General features: G+C 61.8%; 22 protein-coding genes. 7 read left to right on the top strand and 15 right to left on the bottom strand.

What is annotated here, in order from left to right; translation table 11 throughout:
- The 5 genes from AB4Z24_RS20625 to AB4Z24_RS20605 all read right to left on the bottom strand — a co-directional run.
- A partial coding sequence (locus AB4Z24_RS20625; protein WP_441711230.1) for a hypothetical protein occupies positions 1-278 on the bottom strand: 278 nt, incomplete at its 3' end.
- 20 nt (positions 279-298) lie between these two features.
- Complete coding sequence (locus AB4Z24_RS20620) at positions 299-2,452, bottom strand: phage portal protein (protein WP_441711228.1); 2,154 nt, start codon at positions 2,450-2,452, stop codon at positions 299-301.
- Between the two features lie 233 nt (positions 2,453-2,685).
- Complete coding sequence (locus tag AB4Z24_RS20615) at positions 2,686-4,143, bottom strand: DNA-packaging protein (RefSeq protein ID WP_441711227.1); 1,458 nt, start codon at positions 4,141-4,143, stop codon at positions 2,686-2,688.
- Positions 4,061-4,564, bottom strand: a complete 504-nt coding sequence (locus tag AB4Z24_RS20610; RefSeq protein WP_441711225.1) for a hypothetical protein — start codon at positions 4,562-4,564, stop codon at positions 4,061-4,063. Before AB4Z24_RS20610 ends, AB4Z24_RS20615 begins: the two co-directional genes overlap by 83 nt.
- Before the next feature lie 274 nt (positions 4,565-4,838).
- Positions 4,839-5,384, bottom strand: a complete 546-nt coding sequence (locus tag AB4Z24_RS20605; RefSeq protein ID WP_441711223.1) for a YcgN family cysteine cluster protein — start codon at positions 5,382-5,384, stop codon at positions 4,839-4,841.
- 182 nt (positions 5,385-5,566) lie between these two features.
- Between AB4Z24_RS20605 and AB4Z24_RS20600 the strand changes: the two genes are divergently transcribed.
- The 3 genes from AB4Z24_RS20600 to AB4Z24_RS20590 are packed head-to-tail and all read left to right on the top strand — an operon-like array spanning position 5,567 to position 9,190.
- Positions 5,567-7,924: a transglycosylase domain-containing protein gene (locus AB4Z24_RS20600; RefSeq protein ID WP_441711221.1), complete on the top strand. Its 2,358-nt coding sequence runs from the start codon at positions 5,567-5,569 to the stop codon at positions 7,922-7,924.
- 28 nt (positions 7,925-7,952) lie between these two features.
- A complete protein-coding gene (locus AB4Z24_RS20595; protein ID WP_441711219.1) occupies positions 7,953-8,621 on the top strand; it encodes a DUF1214 domain-containing protein in 669 nt (222 codons plus the stop codon).
- A complete protein-coding gene (locus AB4Z24_RS20590) occupies positions 8,618-9,190 on the top strand; it encodes a DUF1254 domain-containing protein (protein ID WP_441711217.1) in 573 nt (190 codons plus the stop codon). The genes AB4Z24_RS20595 and AB4Z24_RS20590 overlap by 4 nt, the downstream gene beginning before the upstream one ends.
- 484 nt (positions 9,191-9,674) lie before the next feature.
- Here AB4Z24_RS20590 and AB4Z24_RS20585 read toward each other — a convergent pair whose 3' ends face one another.
- The 3 genes from AB4Z24_RS20585 to AB4Z24_RS20575 all read right to left on the bottom strand — a co-directional run bounded on the left by AB4Z24_RS20585 (position 9,675) and on the right by AB4Z24_RS20575 (position 11,288).
- The gene (locus tag AB4Z24_RS20585) at positions 9,675-9,878 is read right to left on the bottom strand and encodes a hypothetical protein (protein ID WP_441711215.1); all 204 of its coding nucleotides are present in this window, start codon (positions 9,876-9,878) and stop codon (positions 9,675-9,677) included.
- A gap of 200 nt (positions 9,879-10,078) precedes the next feature.
- Positions 10,079-10,423: a DUF1491 family protein gene (locus tag AB4Z24_RS20580; protein WP_441711214.1), complete on the bottom strand. Its 345-nt coding sequence runs from the start codon at positions 10,421-10,423 to the stop codon at positions 10,079-10,081.
- Positions 10,424-10,559: 136 nt separating this feature from the next.
- The gene (locus AB4Z24_RS20575) at positions 10,560-11,288 is read right to left on the bottom strand and encodes a peptidoglycan-binding domain-containing protein (RefSeq protein WP_441711212.1); all 729 of its coding nucleotides are present in this window, start codon (positions 11,286-11,288) and stop codon (positions 10,560-10,562) included.
- A 272-nt stretch (positions 11,289-11,560) separates the two neighbouring features.
- Here AB4Z24_RS20575 and AB4Z24_RS20570 point away from each other — a divergent pair, with 272 nt between their 5' ends.
- Both AB4Z24_RS20570 and AB4Z24_RS20565 read left to right on the top strand, forming a co-directional pair.
- Positions 11,561-11,944 (top strand): DUF5330 domain-containing protein, encoded by a 384-nt coding sequence (locus AB4Z24_RS20570; protein ID WP_441711210.1) that lies wholly within the window; start codon positions 11,561-11,563, stop codon positions 11,942-11,944.
- 115 nt (positions 11,945-12,059) lie between these two features.
- A complete protein-coding gene (locus AB4Z24_RS20565) occupies positions 12,060-12,491 on the top strand; it encodes a SufE family protein (RefSeq protein WP_441711209.1) in 432 nt (143 codons plus the stop codon).
- 13 nt (positions 12,492-12,504) lie between these two features.
- Here AB4Z24_RS20565 and AB4Z24_RS20560 read toward each other — a convergent pair whose 3' ends face one another.
- The 4 genes from AB4Z24_RS20560 to AB4Z24_RS20545 form a co-directional block, all read right to left on the bottom strand.
- Entirely contained in the window at positions 12,505-13,080 is a 576-nt protein-coding gene (locus tag AB4Z24_RS20560) for a DUF6456 domain-containing protein (RefSeq protein WP_441711207.1), read from the bottom strand.
- A gap of 19 nt (positions 13,081-13,099) precedes the next feature.
- Positions 13,100-13,606, bottom strand: coding sequence for a helix-turn-helix domain-containing protein (locus AB4Z24_RS20555; RefSeq protein WP_441711205.1), 507 nt, complete (start codon positions 13,604-13,606; stop codon positions 13,100-13,102).
- A 207-nt stretch (positions 13,607-13,813) separates the two neighbouring features.
- On the bottom strand, positions 13,814-14,050 hold the full coding sequence (locus tag AB4Z24_RS20550) for a hypothetical protein (protein ID WP_441711203.1): 237 nt from the start codon (positions 14,048-14,050) through the stop codon (positions 13,814-13,816).
- A 75-nt stretch (positions 14,051-14,125) separates the two neighbouring features.
- A complete protein-coding gene (locus tag AB4Z24_RS20545; RefSeq protein ID WP_290988966.1) occupies positions 14,126-14,533 on the bottom strand; it encodes a MucR family transcriptional regulator in 408 nt (135 codons plus the stop codon).
- Positions 14,534-14,877: 344 nt separating this feature from the next.
- Between AB4Z24_RS20545 and AB4Z24_RS20540 the strand changes: the two genes are divergently transcribed.
- Positions 14,878-17,031: a S9 family peptidase gene (locus tag AB4Z24_RS20540; RefSeq protein WP_441711201.1), complete on the top strand. Its 2,154-nt coding sequence runs from the start codon at positions 14,878-14,880 to the stop codon at positions 17,029-17,031.
- Here AB4Z24_RS20540 and AB4Z24_RS20535 read toward each other — a convergent pair.
- The 3 genes from AB4Z24_RS20535 to AB4Z24_RS20525 all read right to left on the bottom strand — a co-directional run bounded on the left by AB4Z24_RS20535 (position 17,021) and on the right by AB4Z24_RS20525 (position 20,793).
- The gene (locus tag AB4Z24_RS20535) at positions 17,021-18,220 is read right to left on the bottom strand and encodes a cytochrome P450 family protein (RefSeq protein ID WP_441711200.1); all 1,200 of its coding nucleotides are present in this window, start codon (positions 18,218-18,220) and stop codon (positions 17,021-17,023) included. The two genes, AB4Z24_RS20540 and AB4Z24_RS20535, sit on opposite strands and share 11 nt — an antisense overlap.
- Before the next feature lie 271 nt (positions 18,221-18,491).
- Entirely contained in the window at positions 18,492-19,283 is a 792-nt protein-coding gene (locus tag AB4Z24_RS20530) for a pentapeptide repeat-containing protein (RefSeq protein WP_441711198.1), read from the bottom strand.
- A 175-nt stretch (positions 19,284-19,458) separates the two neighbouring features.
- Positions 19,459-20,793 (bottom strand): hypothetical protein, encoded by a 1,335-nt coding sequence (locus AB4Z24_RS20525; RefSeq protein WP_441711196.1) that lies wholly within the window; start codon positions 20,791-20,793, stop codon positions 19,459-19,461.
- Positions 20,794-21,532: 739 nt separating this feature from the next.
- Between AB4Z24_RS20525 and AB4Z24_RS20520 the strand changes: the two genes are divergently transcribed.
- A complete protein-coding gene (locus AB4Z24_RS20520; protein WP_441711194.1) occupies positions 21,533-22,630 on the top strand; it encodes a putative peptidoglycan binding domain-containing protein in 1,098 nt (365 codons plus the stop codon).
- The last annotated feature ends 1 nt before the right edge of the window (position 22,631 follow it).

Genomic DNA, 22,631 nt, shown 5'->3' with positions numbered 1-22,631 from the left:
GCCTTGAGCCAAGTCGACTGCGCACTCGTTTCATTGAGATACAGCAGGAATTTCCAATTTGGAAAATCATGTGACGCCGGGTATTTGCCGTCCTCATCGGCGAAGGTACCCGAGACGAGTTGAACCTCTTCTGCGGTGCCGGTCTCAAACTTGCAATAGTCGCCCTTGTACTCCGAGTGCCGTTTCACCGGCGTTGCGTTTATCACGTGCGCAACCATTGCGGCAGCATCGTCGACATCAGAAAAACCGGAATCTTTAACACCGAATAAAACGTACATTACCATTTTCATCTCTCATTTCAGGGCAATTCTATATTCGGCCCGCGTTCATCCATAGCCGATTTCGAGCGATAAATCACGATGGTCGTGTCACGACGCGAGTGATTTCGCATCGACGTCATGAAATCGGAGATTCCCAGAGACCGTTCTTGCTCACTTTCCAGCACTACGGTTCTTGCCCGACCGCTGCGGAGCGGCACACCTACCCGTTCCGCGCGCAGCATCATCGTCGGGCTTACAATCGCCAGATCGAAGTCACTTGGCCTGCCCACATCGAACGCTTCACCGCTCTCATAACGATATCCGGTCACCGCGCTGCCGCGCAGATAAACGTAGGCGTCGTTGTAACCGGCGCGCCCCAACTCATACTGTGCGGCACGGCCGAACGCCGCGAAGTCCTCGCGCGAGGCAAAGCCCAGCGGGACGCCGCCGCGCTCGATAAACGTCGCCCGCGCTTCTGCCTGCTGCGCGAGAGCCCTGTAAGCGTCGATCGCACCGCGCGCCGAGTGAGGGTCCGACAGACTGGGCGAGGCACGCCAGTTAGGATCCAGTTCACGCACGCGGTTGAGCGCCGCTTCGGCTCTGGCTGCAGCTAGGATCAGCTCGGTTTCTTCGGCATCACTGACGACTTCGTAGTTGCGGCCGCGAATTGTCGTTGTTCGTGTGGGGCGTCGCGCTTGCGCGACCCGCACGCGGCCATCGGAGGTTCTGGTTCCACCGCCACCACCCTCATCCGTCCACTGGCCGCTAACGTGGCCGTTTCCTGCCGGAACGCGCGGTTGGTCCTCGCGATATTTGAGAGAGGGCGAACTGTCTGGCTTCGCGTCATATCCGGCAGCCGCGCGTTTTTCGTCTGTCGTTAGGAAGCTCGCGGCTTCGAGGCGTTTCCAGAGCGCGTCGCGTTCGGGGGCGAGGGCTTCGATCTGGTCGAGGTCGGGGCGCAACTCCAACGCGCTTGGCGGCCGGCTCCGCGGAGCGGAGTCGCCAAGCGCAAACGAAGATCCGAGCCGGCCGCCGAGCGCGCTAGATGTTGAGAAAGCTGGGCCCAACCAGCTTGCAAGCGCTCGCGCCGTTCTATTCACCAGCGGCAACACAGTTTGTCGCCAGAAGGCGCGCTGCGCTTCCTGATAGTTCGAATACGTATTGTCGCCCGGAATGCCGAGCAGCATCGGCGGCACGCCGATCGCGAGTGCAATTTCGCGGGCGGCGGCGTTCTTCGCCTCGATGAAGTCCATGTCCTTCGGCGTCAGCGACAGGGGCTTCCAGTCGAGGCCGCCTTCGAGGAGCAGCGGACGTCCGGCGGCGCGCGCGCCTTGGAAGTTCGTCTCGAGCTCGCTTTTCAGACGCGTGAACTGCTCGTCGGTCATCTGGCCGTTCGACGCGGCGTAGACGAGCGCGCCCGAAGGCCGCGCGGAATTATCGAGCAGCGCCTTGTTCCAGCCCGACGCGGTGTTGTGAATGTCGATCGCGGTGGCCGCGGCCTCGATCGGGCTCATGCCGTAGTGATCGTTCGCCGGATGGAAGAGGCGCACGTGCAGGATCGGGCGGACATTCGCTGCCACGTCGTCGATGAAGCGCACGGAGCGTCCCGCCACGGTGTACTCGTAGCCTTCCGGCCAGCCGTCGAGACCGGGAATGACCTTCATGCGGTCGGGCCGCAAAATGTGCAGCTCACGGATTTCGCCATCGAGCGCGACCGCTTCGACGTAGGCGTTGCCCGCGACGAGCAGGAAGCCGTACCAGGCTTCGAGAAAATCGGTGCCGGTGTGATCGAGGCTCGGCCGCCGGATGAGGTCGAGCAGCGGATGATCCTCGATCTCGTTCGCGCCCTCATAGAGGAGCAGCGGGATCGTGGCGGCGGCCTCCGCGATCATGCGTACGGAGCGATAGACGATGGCGTTCTGCATGAAGCCTTCGCGGGCGAAGGCGGAATAGTCGCGCGGCGCCCACACGGGCTCGCCGAGATTTTGGTAGGCGATGAGCGGGCCGGTGGCGGTGCCTTTTTGATTTAGGCTCGGAGAGAGTCGTTCATTTGCGCCCGGCGACTCCCCTGCGGAGAGCCGGCCGCCTGGCGCGCTCGATGTTGCGCGAGACTCACGTTCCGCGAGCCGGCCGTTCGGCACACGTCTTTGCACCGGCAGCCAGCGCGTGAGCGCTTCCGAGATCAGCGACATGCATTGTCCTTTTGTATTTGTCAGCGGCTGCTTTGCGCCTCGGGCACGTCCCGAGGGCTGACGGGCGACTTCCCCTCCCCCTTGCGGGGAGGGGTTAGGGGTGGGGGTTGCACCGAGTGGCTGCCCCCACCCGGCGCTTTCGCGCCACCCTCCCCGCGCGGGGGAGGGTGAAGACCGGCCGGGATGACGGTGGTGGGGCGTTCCCTCTCCCGCACGCGAGGAGAGGGAGGATTTCAGAGCATCCTGACCGATGGTTTCGTCTTGTCGCTCAAAAGCAAATCCGTGATCGCCCAGACGAGCGCGTCGGCGCGGTCGGGGCTGCGGCCTTTGACCGTGCCGTCGGAACCGAACGCACACATCTGATCTTCCAGCGCGTCGAGGCGGCCGACGTGCGCGACGCGGCCTTCCGCGTAGAGCGCCGCGACCGGCTCCGCACGAACCCATTTTCCCCGCGTCGCTCTGACTTTGACGACGGGGAAATTCTCGCGAAACTGCTGCAGCACCGAGAGCACAAGATCGCCGCCCTGGTTGACTTCGGCCACCATGCGATCGGCCTCGAAATCATCGTAGGCGCCGAGCGCGGCGCGCGCCCAAAGTTCCGGCGTTCGTCCTTGCACTGTGCGATCCGCCAGAACGTAGGCGCGTTTGTCGACGCCCAATCCCGCAACCACGATCCCGCATGCGTCCGACGATGCCGTTGCCGTTACCGGCGGATCGAGCGCGACGACGACGCGTTGCATCTCCGGCGCGTTTTCTACTCGCGCCTCTTCGATCCAATGCCGCCGCCACAGGCCATCGCTCACATCTTCGACGATCTCGCCGAGCAATTCCTGGCGGCCAATCGCGGAGCCGGCGTAGCGGCGCGTCATCTCGGCGAGGAACGTCGGCGCGAGGTTCGTCGCGTTGTCGGCGGTTGCAATGTTGACTGTCACGGTCGCTTCGTCCGCGATGATCTGTTTCAAAAGCTTCGTCGCGCGCGGCGTCGTCGTCACGCAGACGCGCGGCGCCTCGCCGAGGCGGAGTCCGAATTGCAACATGTCCCATGCCCTTTCCGCGCCGCGCCATTTGGCGAGTTCATCGCACCAGGCGGCTGTGAACTGCGGGCCGCGCAGCGCTTCGGCTTCGTCCGCCGAGAACAGTTCCGCGACCGCGCCGTTCGGCCATGTCAGGCGCCGCTTCGACGGTTCGAACTCGGGCCGTTCGTGTGTGGGATGGATCGCGAGCAAACCCGACTGCCCTTCGATCATGACGTTGCGGACGTCGCCAAGAGTCTTGCCGACCAGCGCTATGCGCGCTGGTTGGCTTTTCGTTTGTCCGCGGCGACTCTCCTCCGTCGAGCCGGCCGCCGCGGACGAAACTTCGTCGCCGCCGCAAGCGAGACTTCTCACCCACTCCGCGCCGGCGCGAGTCTTTCCCGATCCGCGACCGCCGAGCAGCAGCCAGACGCGCCATCCTATGTTTGTGCCCGGCGACTCGCGTTCCGCGAGCCGGCCGCCGGGCACGGGCTTGTTGCACGAGTCTTGCGCAATCAATTCTGGCGCCAACTGCTCGTCGCGTGCCCATAGCTCCCAGTCATGGGCGATGAACTCGAGTTCGTCCGCGCTCAGCTCATTCAGAACTTCGCTGAGGCGACCGCTTGCGATTGAGGCGCTCAAGACGCTCCGCAATTTCGCGGCGTAGGTCTTCCGCATGGGCTAGCGCCTCCTTGCTCTTCGCGTCACCTCCGGTCGGCTTCCGCTTCGTCATCACGCGTTGCATCTCAACTGCTTTCTCCAGTGCGTTGACCATCTGCGACAGGGCGCGGGAGGCGCGCTCGCGATCCTGGGACGTCAGCCCCTTTTGCTTTTCGAGCTTCGTCAGCTCGCCATCGATCGTGTTGTAGACGCGCTGAACGAGGGCATCGGGCTTGGCACGCGTTCGCCTCTCCGGCGCTGCCTTCGCGCGCGTGCTCGCCGTGGCTTTGGGTTTCGCCGCGGAAGCGACGGCCTTCGTCACGGGCTTTGGTTTCGGCGCCGGGCTTTCGGCCTCTGCTTCCGATTTGCCCGGCTTGGGCGTCTTCGTATCGCTGCGGGCACGCGAAGGGGTTCGCCGCACCGTCGACGCCGCTGCCATGCACACTGCCTTTTTGGAAATTGCGGATTGACGTGTGAGGCGAGGAAATTTTCGGCCTGCGGGCCGTCTCAGCGGCCTCTCACACTTTTCGCGTTATACAAAAAACCTACCCGAGAAGCGTCACGCTGTCAACGGTAAAAACGACGTAAGCCTATGAATTTAAAAGATATTCTCGCGACCGTCGGTATAAACTTTCCGATTATAGTCGACTTTCTCAGAGCGAGGATAAGTTTGCTCGCGTAAATTTTCGCAGCCCCGGAAAAGCGCGCTGCCGCTATTCGGCGGTTTCGGGAGGGCGTTCGCTGGCACCCGGCGGACGGCGTTTCCGCTCGGACTTCGCGTCTGGTTCCGGGCCGCCGTCCGGAATGATGTATTTCCAATAATTCTCTTCTTTGACGCGACGTTCGCTCATGGCGAAACTTCTGACCGAGACGCCGGCCTGATGCACCGTGTCGGGCGAGCCGGAGACCAAGGGATGCCACCACATCAGGTCCTGCCCTTCGCCGACGAGGCGGTAGGCGCACGTCTTCGGTAGCCAGGAGAGTTCCCGCGCGCGTGCAATATCGATCTCAAGACAATCCGGCATCTTCTTGAAGCGATTGGGATAGTCCTTGCACCGGCAGGTCCGGACGTCGAGCATTCCGCACGCGAGGCGCGTCAAGTAGACCTCGGCCGTATCCTCGTCCTCGAGCTTGACGAGGCAGCACCGCCCGCAGCCGTCGCATAAAGCTTCCCACTCGTCGCGGCTCATCTCTTCGAGGGTTTTCGTGCGCCAGAACGGTGGATCGTTGCCGTCCAACATCAAGTCTTGCTCTTCCATTGTCGGTTCAGTCGCGATAACCACAATTTCGTCGACTTACGCCGTGTAATCGGCAATTCGGTTTAAGCGGCGCGTCCTACTGGAGGCGTCGCGATTGTTGTTGCAAGAAAGACTCTCGCTGTTGAGGGCTTAAGCCCACGTCTCACGCGTGACAAGAGCGACGTCGTTAGGGTGGCCGTTTCTTGAACGACTGGTTTCACAGGCAGGGCGGCCGCGACCGCTTCGTTGACTGGCTCAGGCTCGACTCGCAGATCAATTCCGCGCTCGGGGAAGCGTGGTCGCGCGTCAAGGACTACTGGAACGCAGGCTCGAGCTACTTCGCCCGCTTTCAGCTCGTTGGCTGGCGCCGCCTCCTCAATGAATTCGCCTCCGAAGGCCTGACGATGCTGTTCGGCGGTCTCGTCGTTCTCTACGGCCTCGCGCTGCCCGCATTCGAAGAGTTCGACGAGAGCAAATTCCTGACGGGGCGGTACGCGGTCAAATTCCTCGACGTCAACGGCAACGAGATCGGCAAGCGCGGCATTCTGCACAACGACGCCGTGCCGCTCGAGGAAATTCCCGACGTTCTGATCAAGGCGACGCTGTCGACGGAAGACCGGCGCTTCTTCGAACACTACGGTATCGACGTGTTCGGCACGATGCGTGCGCTTGTCACCAACGTGCAGGCCAACGAAGTCGTGCAAGGCGGTTCGACGCTGACGCAGCAGCTCGCGAAAAATCTGTTCCTGTCGTCGGAGCGCTCGCTGCAGCGAAAGATCAAGGAGCTGTTCCTCTCGTTTCTTCTCGAGAGCCGCTATTCGAAGCGCGAGATCCTGAAGCTCTACTTCGATCGCGCCTACATGGGCGGCGGCACCTTCGGCGTCGAGGCTGCCTCGCAATATTACTTCGGCAAATCGGTTCGCGACATCACCATGCCGGAAGCGGCCGTGCTCGCCGGTCTCTTCAAGGCGCCGACGAAGTATTCGCCGCTCGTCGATCTGGCGGCATCGCGCGCACGCACCAATCAGGTTCTCGATAACATGGTCGAGGCCGGTTACTACACGGCGGGCCAAGTCCACGCCGCGCGCATGAATCCGGCGAAGATCGTCGAGGCACGCACGTCGACGAGCCCAGACTGGTTTCTCGATTGGGCTTATGAAGAGGTCCAGCGCCTCGCCGACGGCAAGAACCAATTCGTGCTGACGGCACGGACGACGGTTGACCTGACGCTGCAGCGGCAGGCGGAGGAAGCGCTCAACGCGGCGCTTCGCAAGGAGGGCCGCGACCTGCATTTCACGTCGGGCGCGATCGTTCTCATGGAGACGGACGGCAAGGTCCGGGCGATCGTTGGCGGACCGGATTACGGCGAAAGCCAATTCAACCGTGCGACGCATGCCAAACGCCAGCCCGGCTCGTCGTTCAAGGTCTACGTTTATGCAACGGCGATGGAGAACGGCTTCACGCCGGAGACGATGGTGCGCGATGCCTCGCGCTCGTGCGGAAACTGGTCGCCGTCGAACTACGGCGGGGGCGGCGGCTCGGGCTCGCGCCTGCCGCTCTGGATGGCGCTCGCCAAATCGTTGAATACGGTCGCGGCCGAGCTGTCGTTCGTCGTCGGCCGCGAAAAGGTCGTCGAGATGACCAAGCGGCTCGGCGTCGAGGGAGTCAAGAAGACCTGCTCGATGGCCCTCGGCGACGGCGGCATCACGGTGCTCGAGCATACCGGCGGCGTCGCGACCTTCGCGAACGGCGGCAAGCTCGCCAAGCCCTATGGCATTCTCGACATCACGACATCGAAGGGCGATCTGCTCTATTCGCGTGAGCGCGACGAGCCGCCGCCACGGCAGGTCCTTTCGCGGCACGTCGCCGAAGAGATGAACGTCATGCTCAATCGCGTCGTGACGGAAGGCACCGGCGGCATGGCCAATCTCGATTTCACCAACGTCGCGGGCAAGACGGGCACCTCCACGGGCCCGAAGGACGCATGGTTCATGGGCTTCACGGGGAAATACGTGGCGGGCGTCTGGATCGGCAACGACGACAACCGGCCGATGCGTTCGGGCGTCACCGGCGGTCACCAGGCGGCGCCGATCTGGCATGACCTGATGACGGTCGCTCACACCGACATGAACATTCCGACCATTCCGGGCCTCACTCCGCATCCGCGTCAGGTCATGGAGCAGCAGCGGCTCGCGGAGATCCGGGCGCAGCAGGTCGCGGCCGGCATCGAGCCGGCTCAGTCCGCAGCCGATGCTGCGAAAACCCCTGCTATCATGCCGTCCAAGACGCGCGATGCGCTGAAGGTTCTCGTCGCTGCGCTTCGCAAGGCGAACGGGCAAGCCGAGCCCGCGCCGGCACCGTCCTCCGGATCGTCGCATTCGCCGCCAACGACGCCCATTGATCCCAAGGAAGCGCCGCAGCCTGCGATCCGTCCAGGTGCGGCGAAGCCCGAACGGCGTGCGACGCTCTTCGATACCTCTCGCGACGACCTTTCGATTCCCGCCATGCCGGCTGGCGCAATGCCCGGCACATCGTCCACTAACCCCAGGACGCGGCCTTAGCCTCGCGTCGAAACAGGAAGCCACGCACTTGGCATCGGTCGAACTCGAGCCAGCGGTATCATCCTCGCCGCCGTCATCGCGCGGTGGCGTGGCGCGCGCGATTTTCGCGAGTCTGTTGCGCACGATCAGTCTCATATTGACGATCATGCTCGCCGTCACCGTCGGCGTCTGGTCGAGCCGCTTCATGATCGCGCGCGGCTCACCGCTTTCGACCGATACCTACGGGCCATGGCAACAGTGGCGCAGCATCGGCCGCGAGAGCGCCGACCCGTACACGAAGGCGCACATCGTAACGACGGGGAAGCTCAGGATTTCAGCGGACAGCGCGGGGATCTTCGAGGCGCGCACCGACTCGCAGGGGGCGCGGCTGCACTCGTCGTGCAACTACATCGTCGAAGGCGCGAACATGCGCGGCCTGTGGTGGAGCCTTGCCGTGTTCGACGCGCGCGGCAATCTTATCTCCAACGACGCCGACCGCTACGAGTTCACGGCCGACACGATCGCGCCCAGTCCCAATGGATCGTTCGTCGTCACGCTTGGGCGGGACGCGCGTCCGGGCAACTGGCTGCCGACAAGCGGCGCGGGACGTCTCGTGCTCGTCTTGACCGTGCTCGATCCGGCGACCGGTCTTTCGAGCGAAGAGCGTGCAGAGCGTAACAGGCATCTGCCCGTCATCACGCGGGAGGGATGTTCATGAAGTTGCTGCAGCGCTTCGACTTCCGGCTGCTCGCCATCTTTCTTCTTGTTGCGGGGATCGTGCATCTCACCGCCACGTTCCTGGCGGTCAACGATGCGCGCGGATCGGCGTACACGCGGCTCGCCCGGTCGCTGCCGCAAAACAAGATGGTGATCACCGACGCGATCGCTCCACAGCGGCAGCCGTTGCCGTTCCTCGCGCCTGACTCGCGCTATGCGTTCTGCCTTTTCGATACGACCGATACGACGATGCGTGTTCGGGCGCTGCTTCCCGATCTCGGCTGGACCATCGGCATCTACGCGCCGGACGGACAGAACCTTTATTTCGCCGCCGCTTCCGCCGACCGGGAAACGACGGTTGATCTCTCCATCGTGCCCGCCGACGATCGCTTTCTCGGATTGCCGCAAGGCATCGCGCTTGGGGGCGCGCCACAGCCGGTTGAAGCTCAGCAGTCGATCGCAGCGGCTAAAGGCCTGGTCGTTGTTCGCGCTCCCGACAAGGGCGATCCCTATCGCGCCGACGAGCTGTCGGTTCTGGCCAAGGCCTCATGCAATCCGGGTGGCGCTTAGCCACTTGCTCCTTTGTCCGGCCGCAGCAAAGCGAAGAGCCGGGACCCAGGACCGCTTGCGCGAGACGGGATTGCATTCCTGGGTCCTGGGTCTCGCAAGAGGGCTCGCTCGGGATGACCTCTGATGGGATGACAGCCGTGGGCCCGTCTCGTCCAACATCGTCATCCCGGCGAAGGCCGGGATCCAGGCAAAGGGCAATGCATTCTGTGCTCGCAGTCAGCGCGGAGCGATCCGCATCTGCCGTTCTGTTGAAGCTTGTCTGGGTGCCGGCCTCCGCCGGCATGACGGTGGGTGGGGAACTCACCGCAGAAATCACTCGACCGTCATCCTCGGCCGAGCGCGGCGGAGCTGCGTCGAAGGCCGGGGATCCAGCGTTAGACTCGTCGAAGACGCAGTATCGTGCCTTCGGCACTTCTCGCGCTGGATCACCGAGCGGCCTCGCAGGCTCGTCCGTTCGAGGATGACGTTGGTGGTCGTGGTGCGGTCAGGATTTCGTTTCGCTATCGATTTCGAGCGTGTCGCGGCCCCGTCTCGGCTTCTTCGGCTTCTTGTCCTGCGTCTCGGCGTGACGCTCGTAGCGTACGCCCGGAAAAAGCACGATTTCCGCGGATTGGCCTGCTCCGTATGCCGCGAGCACGGATGCGGCCGTCGGCTTCGGCACCGTCTTGAATGCGATGATCGTCGCCATGCGTGGTCCCCCGAAGCGCGGGCACCTGCCCGCCCCATGCGGCACTTCTCGCCATAAGGACTTTCGCCACGAGCAATGGGACGTATACTGAATTGTGGCGTGAATGCGCTGCGGCCGCCAGAATCATCGCAATCGACGAAGTAGTGTCTTGGAGTTCTTAACGCGGGGTAAAATCGAATCCGGAGCGCGCGGTTTCGTTGCTAGTTCATCAATTCGTCACCGAGAAAGTGACGTCCCTCGCGGTCCTCGATTTCGACGATCCAGAGGTCGCTGTCGAATTCCGCTTCGCGTTTCAAAAGAGCTTCGGCGTCGGGTTCGGGTACGAAGCCTTGCTTGAAACGGGTGACCCAGCGCCGATCGACATCCGCTTCATCGAAGCCTGCCGGCGCGGGCGAGAACACGGCGGCCGTCTGATCCGGCCTCACGATCTTGATGAAGATCGCGCCGGCATCATCGTCGCCGTGACGGACGACGACGCCCGTCGCACCATTGATTTGGCAGCGGCGGAGATAAGCCTTCACCCAGATTTCGGATTTGAGACGCATGCCTCTCCGTTATCGGCGAGCGGAGCAGAATTTTCTAGAGCGTTTCCGCTTTTCTTCGAATCGCGAAAACGCTCTAGCCTTTTGTTTTGACGCAATTCCGGACGCAAAACCGCTGCACACTTTTGCTGGAATTGCTCTAGTGCTTCGCCGCCTTGGCAATCGCTTCGCGCCGCGCCTTCGGCTCGCCCTGCAGCCGGGTGATCCGGCTGACCAAGGGCCCGGATATCCGTCCGGTCACTTTCAGCTTCTGATCGGTCTCGAACTCGCGGACGGCGCGCGCGAACTCGGGCGTCATCGCGGAACCTGGAACACCGGTCTGATAACCCAGCGCCGAGAGCTGCTGCTTGACGGTGCGAACGAGACTTTCGCCATCGGCCGTCATCGTCTTGCCGGGCCGCGCCGCACTCGGCGACATGGATGACGAGCCAAGGATCAGCTGGCTCAGAAGCTGCTCGCTCGGTTGCCCGGTCAACACCAGGCCGTTGTCGTATTCATACGCGAAGATCGCGGCGCGGGTGACCGTCCCCAAGACGCCGTCCGCCTGGCCCGGCTCGTAATGCAGGTTGCCGAGTTCGCGTTGTATGCCCTTCGTGAGCTCCGCGCGGTTCGCATCATCGATCTGGCTCATTGGCGCGGGCGGCAGCACGCCGTCGGCATCTGGCGGATTGACCGCTGCGGGACCGGGCGACGTCGGTCCGAGCGCGATGCCGGGTCCGTCGACCCATGAGGTGCGATCGGTGACGATGCCGCCGGTTTCGATGGCGTTGCCCGGAGCCGTATTCTGGAAGACGAACATGTTCAAGGCCACGCTCGTCGTCGCCAGCAACGAAATGACAGTTGCGAGCTTTATATCCCTCTCGGTCATCCTGACGCCCGTTGCTCGTTCCCAGCTCCAGACTATGGCGAGTCAGCCGTTAAGACCTGCTTAACTGTCGAGACATTGCGGCCCGGAAATCCGCTGCCCGAGACCGATCCAATTTATCTAAAACTTGAAGCAAAATCGCTTCGAATTGCGGTGCACAAACTGACGTGACCTTGAGCCGGGCCTGTTATCCACATGAGCGAGGGGAATGCCTCACCACCAATCCGATCAACGGCCGGACCGCGCGTCCGGCCAGAGATGCGAAGGTTCGAGCTATGGGTATGTTGCGAATTGCTACGTTTGCCGCGGTGGCCATTGCGCTGCTTCCGTCCGATCGCGAGCAGCAGCAGCATCTTTACGAGCGCGCCGGGTCGACGGCTCAATGGGTCGTGACGTTCTGCGACCGAAACTCCGCCGCGTGCGCGAAGGGCTCGGAGTTGTGGTCGCAATTCGTCGCCAAGGCCGAGTTCGGGGCCAAGCTCGCCTACGACATGATGCGCGAGCGGGAAGCTTCGGGCCTCGCGACGTCGAGCTTAAACCTCGATCAGAGTAAAGCCCGCGTTGCTCCTGCCCTCCTCGAGCGCGACAGCGGCACTCTGACGCCTCTCGATAAAGAGCCTGACTGGCGCGGCAAGCATTTGAACAAAAACGGCGTTTGAGCGACGTCTAAACGACCGGCTGCATCTGATCGCCACCGGTCTTGCCCTCGACCAGCCTGCGCACCTATGTGTAGTGTAGCGCCTGATTTAGCGGGTTGCAGGCTGGACTTTCCCGATGACGCTCGACGACATCCGCGCTGATTTCGCGCTCCTCGATGATTGGGAGGATCGCTATCGCTATGTGATCGAGCTCGGCCGCGCGCTCCCCGCTTTTCCCGAAGCGCTTCGAACGGACGCCAACAAGGTCCGCGGCTGCGCGAGTCAGGTTTGGCTTGCGACCAAGCGCGCCGGTTCCGGCGCGAAAGGCAGCGCCGACGATACGCTCGAAATGCAGGGCATGAGCGACGCCCACATCGTCCAGGGCCTCATCGCCCTCCTGTTCATCATCTACAAAGGCAAGCCTCTCGACGAAATCCTGAAGATCGATGCAGAAGGGATTTTTGCGAGCCTCGGGCTCAAGGATCATCTGACGCCGCAACGCTCGAACGGACTCGCCTCGATGGTGAAACGCATCCGCGCGGACGCCGCCGAGATGCTCGCGGCTTAGTTCAGCCGATCCTTCAAACCTGACCGGCGTCGATCTGCGGACGATAATCGCTTGCGCCCCAGTGCCTGACCCGCACCGGTTTTTGCTCCGTCGCCTGCGCGGCCTCAGGCAGCATTCCGTAATGCCGGGCGAGTTGGCGTAGCGCTATCTGCAGAATGATCTTGCCGGAGCGTTGCGGCCAGCCGCTTGCCTTCTCGCTCACTTCCAGGCCCTTCAAATGGCAGCAGACGTCGATCAGAACGCCCGCGAGGTCGGGACCGACGGCTCCAAGGGCGCGCTTGACGCGTTCATGCGCGGCAATGACGGAATCGCGAATGTCTGGACCGATATCGGGCGCGCCCTTGGAGCCGCCGCCTCCGCTCAAGAGCTGTGACCAGTTGGCGGTGACCCGCGGCGTCATTTGAGCGAACCAGAAATCGGCGCGAAGCTTTTCGCCGGCATCGAACTCGGCTTCGCTGAGCATCGGCCGCCCGTCTTTGTCTTTCCGCCGCGCCAGCCACGCGAGCGGACTTTCCGCGAGATTGCGTTCAGGCGCTTTGCATTCCGCGTGCGCCCGGCGTCTCGCGGCACGAGATGATCTTACGGTCATTGCTGATCCCCGGTCTCAGTTACTGATGGTTGTTATCGTCAGGAGATGGCGATGCGTTCGACCCGACTTCGCGCATCACCAGAGTCGGCAAGGCCCAGCCCAGCACGTCGAGCGCGCGATCGAACGATGGGTCGTCGCGGCGGTATTCAACCTTCAAACATGCGTGCGCGACCGTGGTCCGGTCGCGGCCGAACATGGTGCCGACTTCCGTCAACGTCATGCCGCAGCAGACATGCGCGAGATACATCGCCACCTGCCGCGCTTCGGCGACGTCTCTGACACCGCGCTTGCCGTGCCAAAGCCCTTCGGACTCGATGCCGAAGACGTTCGATATGGCGATGTCGATCGCAAGGCGCGCACGGCAATGGCGGAGAACTTCCCGCCTGCCGGAACGAGGGGCGCTGCGCTGGCGCATCTCCAACGGGGAGGCCGAGGCTCGCAACACCAGTCGCAAGCCCGGCTTGATCAGCGCGCGGTCGATGGCGGCCTCGGTAACCGCATCCTCGCTCTGAACTGACAACTGCATCTGTGACATGACAACGAAAGAATACGGTTGCCCCAAATGGCGGGGATAAGTTTTTTCTCGCGTCTATCATTCACCCTAACGCGATAGGGATAGCAGAAAGATATCCCCGCATCTCGCGACCGCCACACAGTCGGCGCTATGCAAAATCGCGTTTCGATACGAGACACAAAGGCGCCCAGAAATGTGTGGCGCTCCAACTCTCGCAATTCAGAGGCCAGCGGCGCCGGCGATGCCCTGCACCTCTTGCCACTCTGGCCGAGGGATCTTGGCAACCGAACCGCCGACGGGAGAAAAAAGCTCGTTGCCGTTATCGAGCGCGAGCTTCGGAAGGAGCGGCGGCGCGGGATCGCGGGAAGTACGGCCTACAATATCGCGCGTCACGCGAAGCTCGCTCGCTTGCTCAAGGACGAGCGGCGATCGCTTGCCGCGCTCGAACTTTCGCAATTCGGGAAACGCTCTCGCGGCGACGCGAAAAATTCAGATTAGAAGCGAGATCGGTAGCGTTAAGACGCTGGGATCTTATTTTTCGCGGCGGGTGCCGAGGCCCATCTTCTTGGCGAGCTGCGACCGCGCGTTCGCATAGTTCGGCGCAACCATCGGATAATCCGGCGGCAGACCCCACTTCTCGCGGTACTCTTCCGGCGACAGGTTGTAGTGCGTTCGCAGGTGGCGCTTCAGCGATTTGAACTTCTTGCCGTCTTCGAGGCAGACGATGAAATCCGGCATGACCGATTTCTTCACTGCGACTTTCGGCTTTGCCTCTTCCCGCTCCTGCGGCACGGTGCGACCCGCGGCGCGGCTGAGTGCGGCGTGAGTTTCCGCAATCAAACCCGGTAGTTCGGTCGAAGAGATCGAGTTGTTGCTGACGTAGGCCGCGACGATCGTAGCAGTAATCGTCACAAGCTCGGGAGAAGCTGAACTGTCCATCCGCCTGTCTTCCACATCCTCTGGCGGGCGAAAGCCCGCTGCCGAACGCACGTCCATATCTACATCCCGCCCTTGCGCAGTGGTTACCGACAAGGCCTGTCGCGGATCTCGAAATCACGTAGTAGACAAGGAGATCAACTCGACTTCACTTGCGAAAGCTTTGACTACATGACGACTTCCTTGTCAATCTCGGCTGCTATTTAGATTACGACATCGCTAATTCTTGGTCCGCCCTCTTCTTCATCTGGTCATTACTCCGTCATGATGGCGCGTTGACGCCCGGGCATAGGCGGCCGAGAACAACCACAAAATCATCCTCCCCCCATGAAAAGGTCCGCTTCCGAATGACTGTCCAAACGAAAACGTCTGCGATCGCCAAAGAGACTGCGGAGTTGCCGCCGCCCGTGGCCGAACGGCGGCCGTCGGTCGCGACCCACCATGGCGTCAGGCTCAGCGACGATTACGCCTGGCTTCGCGCGGAGAACTGGCAGGAGGTGATGAGGAAGCCCGACGTGCTGGCACCGGCGATCCGGAGCCATCTCGAAACGGAAAACGCCTATACGAATGCGATGCTCGCCGACACGGAAAAGCTTCAGGCAACGCTCTTCACCGAGATGAAGGCGCGTCTCAAGGAAGACGACCGGCAAGTTCCCCAACCGCACGGGCCATTCGAATACTTCCCGCGCTTCGTCAAAGGCGGGCAATACGCTCAGCTCTGCCGCATTCCCCGCGGCGGCTCGGTGGACGATGCGCAGGTTCTTCTCGACGGGAACAAGGAAGCCGAAGGCAAGGGCTATTGGGATCTCGGTGCGACCGCCCACTCCGGCGATCACAAGCTGCTCGCCTACGCGACCGACGACAAGGGTTCGGAACTCTACACCGTCCGCGTCCGCGATCTCGCGACGGGCAACGATCTCGCCGACGAAATTCCCGACACGCATGGCGGCCTCGAGTGGTCGAACGACGGGAAGACGCTGTTCTACATCAAGGTCGACGAGCATCAGCGGCCGCTGTTCGTCTACAGCCACGCGCTCGGAACACCGGCATCCGAAGATAAACTCGTCTACGCCGAACCCGATTCCGGATTCTTCGTCGGACTGTCGTCAACGCAATCGCGGAAGTTCATCGTCATCGACATCCACGATCACGAGACGAGCGAGGTCCGCCTCATCGACGCCGCGAATACCGGCGCCGGTCCGAGGCTCGTCGCTCCTCGCCGCGTCGGACACCAATACAGCGTCGAGCATCATGGAGCGCGGCTCGTCATCGCAACCAACTCGGAGGGCGCGGAAGATTTCCGCATCGTGACGGCGCCTGTCGAAAATCCCGGAGAAGAAAACTGGCGTGAGATCGTCGCGCACAAGCCCGGGCGGCTGATCATCGATGTCAGCGTGTTTCAAGGCTTCATGGTGCGGCTCGAGCGCGAAGAGAGCCTGCCGCGCATCGTCGTTACGCCGCTAAAGCCTGAGAGCGACACATTTCTCGATCTCGCCGGCGAGCATACCATCGCCTTCGACGAAGAGGCTTATGCACTTGGCCTCAGCTCGGGTTATGAGTTCGAGACGACGCGCATCCGCTTCACCTATTCGTCGATGACGACGCCGGCGGAGACCTATGACTACGATATGGCGACGCGCGAGCGGACGTTGCGCAAGCGCCAGGAAATTCCGAGCGGGCACAATCCGGCGGATTACGTGACGCGCCGTCTCCTCGCTCCGGCGGCGGACGGCGAGCTGGTTCCCGTCACCTTGCTCTACAAGAAGACGACGCCGCTCGACGGCTCGGCGCCGCTCTTCCTCTACGGCTACGGCGCCTATGGCATCGCGATGCCGGCATCATTTTCGACCGGGCGGCTGTCGCTCGTCGACCGCGGCTTCATCTTTGCGATCGCGCACATTCGCGGCGGCAAGGACAAGGGCTATCGGTGGTACACCGACGGCAAAATGAAAAAGAAGAAAAACACCTTCACCGATTTCATCGCCGCGGGCGAGCATCTGATTTCGGAAGGCTTCACGCAGCGCGGCCGGATCGTCGCCAACGGCGGATCGGCGGGCGGGATGCTGATGGGCGCAATCGCCAACATGGCGCCCGATCTCTTCCTCGCAATCATCGCCGACGTGCCGTTCGTCGATGTGCTGAACACGATGCTCGACAAGGACCTGCCGCTGACGCCGCCCGAGTGGCCCGAGTGGGGCAATCCTCTCGCGAGCAAAGAGGACTTCGAATACATCCGCAGCTATTCGCCCTACGACAACGTCGCGGCGAAGACCTATCCGCACATCCTGGCGCTCGCTGGCCTGACCGATCCGCGCGTGACCTATTGGGAGCCGGCGAAGTGGATCGCCAAGCTCAGGACGCTGAACACGAGCGACAACCTCGTGCTTCTCAAGACCAACATGGGTGCGGGCCACGGCGGCGCTTCAGGCCGCTTCGACGGCTTGAAGGACACGGCCTTCAACTACGCGTTTGCGGTGAAGGTGGCGGGCCTCACTTGCTGAGCACGGGCAAGCTGGCGATGGCGCGGATACCAGGTCGCGCCCGCCATCTGATTTCAGTCTCGGGCACGGCCAGCTCGAGCTTGGGCCAGCGCGTCAACAACGCCTGCAGCGCGCACTTGCCTTCGATCCGCGCGAGCTGATGACCGAGGCAGAAATGGATCCCCGATCCGAAGGCGATATGGCGGTTCGGGCGGCGATCGAGATCGAGCACCTCGGGGTGTTCTGATACTGCCGGATCCATGTTGGCGGCCACGATCATGGCCATGATTTTGTCGCCGGCCGGCAAGCGGATACCGCCGAGTTCGATATCCTTCCGGATATAACGTGGTTTTGAAAACTGTACCGGTGAGACGAAGCGCAAGAACTCTTCAATTGCGAGATTGATTCGGGACCAATCCTTTTCGAGCCAATCGCGCCGCTCGGGATTACGGAGGAGTTCGAATACCGATCCGCTGATGAGGTGCGTCGTCGTCTCGGTGCCGGCGCCAAGCAATAGGAACACCATCGAGACCATCTCGTCGCGGCTGATCCTGCCGCCCTCCTTTTCAACGCGGACAAGCTCGGCGATCAGACCTTCGCCGCCGTTTGCGCGCGCGACATCGAGCTGCCCTTCGAGATAGCGCTTCATGGAAATCATGGCCGGGATCAAACCGAAAAAGCCCATGACATTGGTCAGCCGCGTGAAACTGTTGGTCCATGCCATGAAGCGCGGCCGATCTGCCTGAGGCAGCCCCAGCACTTCGCAAATAACTGCGAGGGGGACACGCCGCGAATAACGATCCACGACATCGGCGGGGCTGCCGCCTGCGAAGAGCTCATTCGCCAACGTGTCCGTGATGGCGCGAATACGCGGCTCCATGTCGAGGACGGCGCGACGGCGAAAGGCTTCATCAACGATTTCCCTGAGCCGGGTATGGTCCGGCTCGTCCATGGTCAGCATGTTGTTTGAGACAGAGCGGACGACGCGGGGCATCCACCAACGGAGGCCTGCAACCGCTCCGCCATTCTTCCTGAGAGTAAACGTCTCGCTGTCCTTGAGTACGCGGCCCGTAATCTCATAAGTGGTCGTGACCCAGACCTTCCCGACGATGGGAAAATGAATCTCGACAACTGGCCCCATGGCACGCAGCCGAGCAACCGCCGCGGCTGGATCGCGAAAAAATTCCTGGCTTGTGATGTCGATCTTCATTTTCGAACTCCACGCGCCCGCATGAACTTGGGGGGATGGTCGAGGTATGCGCTTCGGATGCCGGAATAATGACATTCAGGACCGTTACGTCGTCCCCGCAGACCAACAGGTCCATCACACACGGCCTAAGCTTCTCCAAAAAAATAAAAAAGGGCCCGCACTGGGCGGGCCGTCGAAGTCAAAAACTTGCAAGTAAAAAGGCCCGCCGAAGCGGGCCTTTCGTTTCAGGAAGCAGCGCTAGGCTGCGACCAACTCCAAGCCGCTTGATTGTTCACTGCGCTATGGAAGGGAGCCCTTTCGCCTTGTCCCAGTTCTTCGCGTCCTTGAGATTTTTAATCCCGCCCACGTTCGCGGACGTAAAATCCGCGTTCACGAGGTTCGCCCCGCTCACGTTGGCGCCTTCGAAGATGGAACCGCCGAGTTCGGCGTCATCCAAGTTTGCTCCGGTCAGGTCCGCATCTTTGAGGGAAGAGAATTCGATTAGAGCGCGATGCATGTTCGCGCCGCGGAACGATGCGCCGTCGAGCGTTGAATTCCGAAAGGTTCCCCGCATCAGTCCCATCGACTGATTGGCTTCGTTGGGCGACAAGTCCGCCTTGTCGAAAACAGCGTTTCGCAAACTGGCTTTGCTGAAGTCGCCCGCAACGTGAGCGCCGGATAAATCTGCGCCTTCGAGATCAGCGCCTTGAAGTTGCGTTTGGAACAAGCTCGCGCCTCTCAGCTTCGCGCCGACCCATTTCGAGTTCAACGACCAGCCGGAATCCAAGTCCACGCCATCGAGGTTCGAGTTTGAAAAGTTCGTATGCATCATTCGCGCTGCTTGGAGATTGACGCGGCGAAGGTCCATGCCGGACAAGTCAAGACCGTTCAGTGACTTTCCGGAGAGGTTGAGCTTTTCGCCTGGCTGCAGCTTTCCGATTGCTGTGGCGATGTCGGCGCGGCTCATCTCAGCCTTGGTGTATGCATCGGAGCTGAAATCGACCATATCGGTCATGCTCTGCGCGGCCAGCGGCGATGCGCCCGAAATGATCGCGAGACCCATAATTGCGATCAGTAGCTTCACGTTATCCTCCGAAAATCGACGCCTTCTAAAGGACCCCAAAACCGATCGAAGTGAGTATAGCCCCACTCATGGTGCCCCAAAAACAAAAAAGGCCCGCACTGGGCGGGCCGTCGAAATCAAAAACTTGCATAAAAAAAGGCCCGCAGAAGCGGGCCTTTCGTTTCAGGAAGCAGCGCTAGGCTGCGACCGTGCCGAAGAGAGGCGATTTCGTAGCCTCCTCGAGAACCATGTCGGACTTGAGTGCGATACCGATGTAGCGCACCCGGCCGGCTACCTTTTCCTTCTTCACGCCAAGCTCAGCGAATTCACGTGCAAAGCTCGGAAGTGCTGCGGGCTCCTTGTTCTTAGATTCACACCATGAACAATAGTCCTCGTAGAGTTCAGTAGCCGTGACGCTCGATCCGTCGCGGACCTCGATGTTCTCCTTGTAGAAACGTTCGGTATTGGTTTCGGGAGCAAGACGCCGTACCGGCATCGTGCTGCGGGTTTCAGCAACTTTCGTCTCAACCTGATGCACTTCTGCGGGCTGAGCTTCGATTGCTCGCGCCGGGGCAACGGGTGCTTCGAGAGGAATCTCGATCGACCGGTTGTCGTTGGCGCCTGAACGCGGCTTTTTCGTTTCAACGGTCACCGGTGTGAGCACCGGAACCGCCACCGCTGCCGCAGCGGTGCTTTCCTCCGTCAGCGCCATTCTCGGCGTGACAGGCTTAGGCTGGCGATCATAGAGACGCCATTGGCTGAATGCGACGTACATGCCGAACCCAGAACCGATTTCGAGCAGCAGCGCGACGAACAACGTCAACGCCATCTGAACGTTTTCGATCTTGACGCTCGGGAAGAACGCATTCGCAAGTTCGGTCAGAACCTTGGCTTGCGGATCAGCTTCGGAGAGAGCAGGTGACCCTGCGGTCGCATCGATCTTCGCTCTGAGCTCGGCGATGCGCGCTTCGGCTGTCTTGGCCGAACTTGCAGACGCGAGTTCGGAGTCGAGAGCCGTCAACTGCTGACAGAATGTCCGTTCGGTTTTCGAATTGACGTTCTTACAGCCGTCAGACCACTGCCAGGCCTTCTGCATCTTCATGCCATCGATCTGGCTCTGCACCGCGTCATAGGGACGATGCTGAGGGATCCACCCGGCCTGCTCTTCCGCGCGCTTCAGCTCGCCTCTCAGATCCTGATAGGCCTGAGCCTCTTGCGCACGATGCCCGGTCGTATCGAACCGGTTCAGAGCGGCATGGCCAAGCGCGGACGTCATTGAGTAGGCTGTCACGACCACCCAGACGAGCGCTGACGCAGTCGCCTGCGACCAGATCCGGTTTCGAACTGCGGCAAAGAAGAAAAACGGTACCAGTGCCTTCATGCAGTCGGCGGCAGCTGATGCTGCGCCGTAAATTTGGCCATCCAGCTCGGTTCGTCCGAGACTGAAGCCAAAACGCCAGTTCATCGCAGCGGATACGGCGAGCAATACGCCTGCTGCTAGAACCCCCAACACGCCTAAAACGTGTCTCATCGTGTGCCCTCTCCTGTGAAGGCCGGCTCCGTTACGCGAAACAACACCGGCCATTTCGTTGTGGTCTTTGCGTCCGAGGGGGGACGCCGACCAGGCTCCGGAACGCACAACGGGCGTGGCTGCCATGATGTCCGTTTCGTTCGGCTGTGAGCTCCGATGTCATCCCCATGACACCGGCAGACGAGCGACGCGAAGACCGCGCAACCAAGCAAGCCAAGAGCAACCACTCCCGACACCGCCCCAAAGTATCGCCACGATTTCGCCGCAAGAAATCAGAGGTGGAAAACTTTTTCCCTCAGGGCAAGCGCGAGGGTGGAAAACTACGCGAATTAAACTCCCCTCGCCCTGAGCCGTAACTGAGTCGTCCGCCCGTGTGAATCCGAATTCTCAGGAGAATCAGAATTGTAGTGTCGCGTGACCGGCGCGCCGCGGAGGCCCGGCAGGGGGCCCGCTCCCGGTCCGGAGCGGTTGAAAAGGCCCGGTTATCAAGAGGTTTTGCACCGGTCGTTGAAGACTTATGCACGACGCAATTGTGGCGAGGCTAACCGGCGAGCGTCGTACAAATCGCACTCCTTCCACGAGTTTTTCGCGCCGCAGTCATGCGTCGTCATCGAAGCTGTGCTTTTGGCATTTACCAAGTTGCGCCGGGTGATACATTCGCTCCAGCATGCGTCAGCGGCGTCGTGTTCGTCGCGACCGAAAGCTGAGCTGTGCGTATGAGTTGGTTGGAGTTTCCGCCATGTCGCGCTTGGGTGGAGTGCTGTTGCTGACGGCCGCTGCCACGGTCGCCGCCTATAGCTACCTGTTTCCAGCTTCCGACCACTCGGCAGACCTCAACGAAGTCGTTCGCATCTCCGCCGCGCCCGATCGCGTTTATAGGGGCGACACCGGCGCACGCGTTTTCTCAGCGGAGTCACCGGCTTTTCGCGAAGTGATCCCCGAGGAAGCTGTGGGGCCTGCGGTTCCCTCCTCTCAGAAGCCGACCTGGACGACTGTCGTGCAGTCCGAGCGGGCTGTTGCGTCGCCGCTCAGGTCGGCCAATCCGGCCGATCCTGAAACGCGTGCCGAACTCGCAAGCGATCTGCAGCGCGAACTGAGACGCGTCGGCTGCTACCAGGGCGAGATCACCGGCACATGGACTGCGGCGACGCGGCGCGCGATGGCGGCGTTCATGGACCGCGCCAATGCCACCCTGCCTTTCGACGATCCCGACTATGTGTTGCTCGCTCTCGTGCAGAGCCACCAGGACATTGCATGCACGGCGGAATGTCCGGCCGGTCAGATTTCCGACGGCGACCGCTGCGTGCCGCGCGCCGTCGTCGCTCAGGCGACGAAAAAATCGAAGCGGCTTGCCGAGCGCCGATTGGCTGCTGAGCGCCTAGCGGCCCAAGACCGACCAGCCGTGACGGCGGAGCCGGAGAAGCTGCCGTGGCTTCAGAACGAGAAGGTCGCCGAAGTTCCGGTCGCTGCGCGTCCGGATCCACTACCGGGCCGCATGTCGGTCGGTGCGCCGATTCCTGAAACACCAGCGGCGCCTGCCGATACCTCTTCGCAATGGAAGCGGATTACGATCGTGCCGGCGGAGGAAAACACACGTGCGCCCTCAAATGTCGCGGCACTTGGTCCGAACGCGGATTCGGACAACCTCACGGGCGATGCCAATGCCGTTCCTGTGCTTCCCGCAGACCCCGATGCCGGACTGAACAAGGTGAGGCCGAAATCGCGGCACTCCTATTCCGGCGACAGGCCGAGACGAAAATATGCCTCCGACCGTGGTCGTCCCCGCCCTGGCACTCCGCGGTATAATCTGATGCTATCGCTCGGCGGCGTCTATTGAC

This window comes from Hyphomicrobium sp. 2TAF46 (assembly GCF_052114865.1).
GTDB lineage: Bacteria > Pseudomonadota > Alphaproteobacteria > Rhizobiales > Hyphomicrobiaceae > Hyphomicrobium_B.
This window is presented reverse-complemented; position numbering and strand designations above follow the sequence as displayed.

Excerpts from the sequence above, each read along its gene's own strand:
- AB4Z24_RS20545 (WP_290988966.1), bottom strand. The coding sequence starts at position 14,533 with ATGGACAGTTCAGCTTCTCCCGAGCTTGTGACGATTACTGCTACGATC.
- AB4Z24_RS20620 (WP_441711228.1), bottom strand. The coding sequence starts at position 2,452 with ATGTCGCTGATCTCGGAAGCGCTCACGCGCTGGCTGCCGGTGCAAAGA.
- AB4Z24_RS20575 (WP_441711212.1), bottom strand. The coding sequence starts at position 11,288 with ATGACCGAGAGGGATATAAAGCTCGCAACTGTCATTTCGTTGCTGGCG.
- AB4Z24_RS20555 (WP_441711205.1), bottom strand. The coding sequence starts at position 13,606 with ATGCAGTTGTCAGTTCAGAGCGAGGATGCGGTTACCGAGGCCGCCATC.
- AB4Z24_RS20565 (WP_441711209.1), top strand. The coding sequence starts at position 12,060 with ATGACGCTCGACGACATCCGCGCTGATTTCGCGCTCCTCGATGATTGG.
- AB4Z24_RS20520 (WP_441711194.1), top strand. The coding sequence starts at position 21,533 with ATGTCGCGCTTGGGTGGAGTGCTGTTGCTGACGGCCGCTGCCACGGTC.
- AB4Z24_RS20525 (WP_441711196.1), bottom strand. The coding sequence starts at position 20,793 with ATGAGACACGTTTTAGGCGTGTTGGGGGTTCTAGCAGCAGGCGTATTG.
- AB4Z24_RS20570 (WP_441711210.1), top strand. The coding sequence starts at position 11,561 with ATGGGTATGTTGCGAATTGCTACGTTTGCCGCGGTGGCCATTGCGCTG.
- AB4Z24_RS20615 (WP_441711227.1), bottom strand. The coding sequence starts at position 4,143 with ATGCGGAAGACCTACGCCGCGAAATTGCGGAGCGTCTTGAGCGCCTCA.
- AB4Z24_RS20580 (WP_441711214.1), bottom strand. The coding sequence starts at position 10,423 with ATGCGTCTCAAATCCGAAATCTGGGTGAAGGCTTATCTCCGCCGCTGC.
- AB4Z24_RS20535 (WP_441711200.1), bottom strand. The coding sequence starts at position 18,220 with ATGAAGATCGACATCACAAGCCAGGAATTTTTTCGCGATCCAGCCGCG.
- AB4Z24_RS20585 (WP_441711215.1), bottom strand. The coding sequence starts at position 9,878 with ATGGCGACGATCATCGCATTCAAGACGGTGCCGAAGCCGACGGCCGCA.
- AB4Z24_RS20560 (WP_441711207.1), bottom strand. The coding sequence starts at position 13,080 with ATGACCGTAAGATCATCTCGTGCCGCGAGACGCCGGGCGCACGCGGAA.
- AB4Z24_RS20590 (WP_441711217.1), top strand. The coding sequence starts at position 8,618 with ATGAAGTTGCTGCAGCGCTTCGACTTCCGGCTGCTCGCCATCTTTCTT.
- AB4Z24_RS20605 (WP_441711223.1), bottom strand. The coding sequence starts at position 5,384 with ATGGAAGAGCAAGACTTGATGTTGGACGGCAACGATCCACCGTTCTGG.
- AB4Z24_RS20610 (WP_441711225.1), bottom strand. The coding sequence starts at position 4,564 with ATGGCAGCGGCGTCGACGGTGCGGCGAACCCCTTCGCGTGCCCGCAGC.
- AB4Z24_RS20540 (WP_441711201.1), top strand. The coding sequence starts at position 14,878 with ATGACTGTCCAAACGAAAACGTCTGCGATCGCCAAAGAGACTGCGGAG.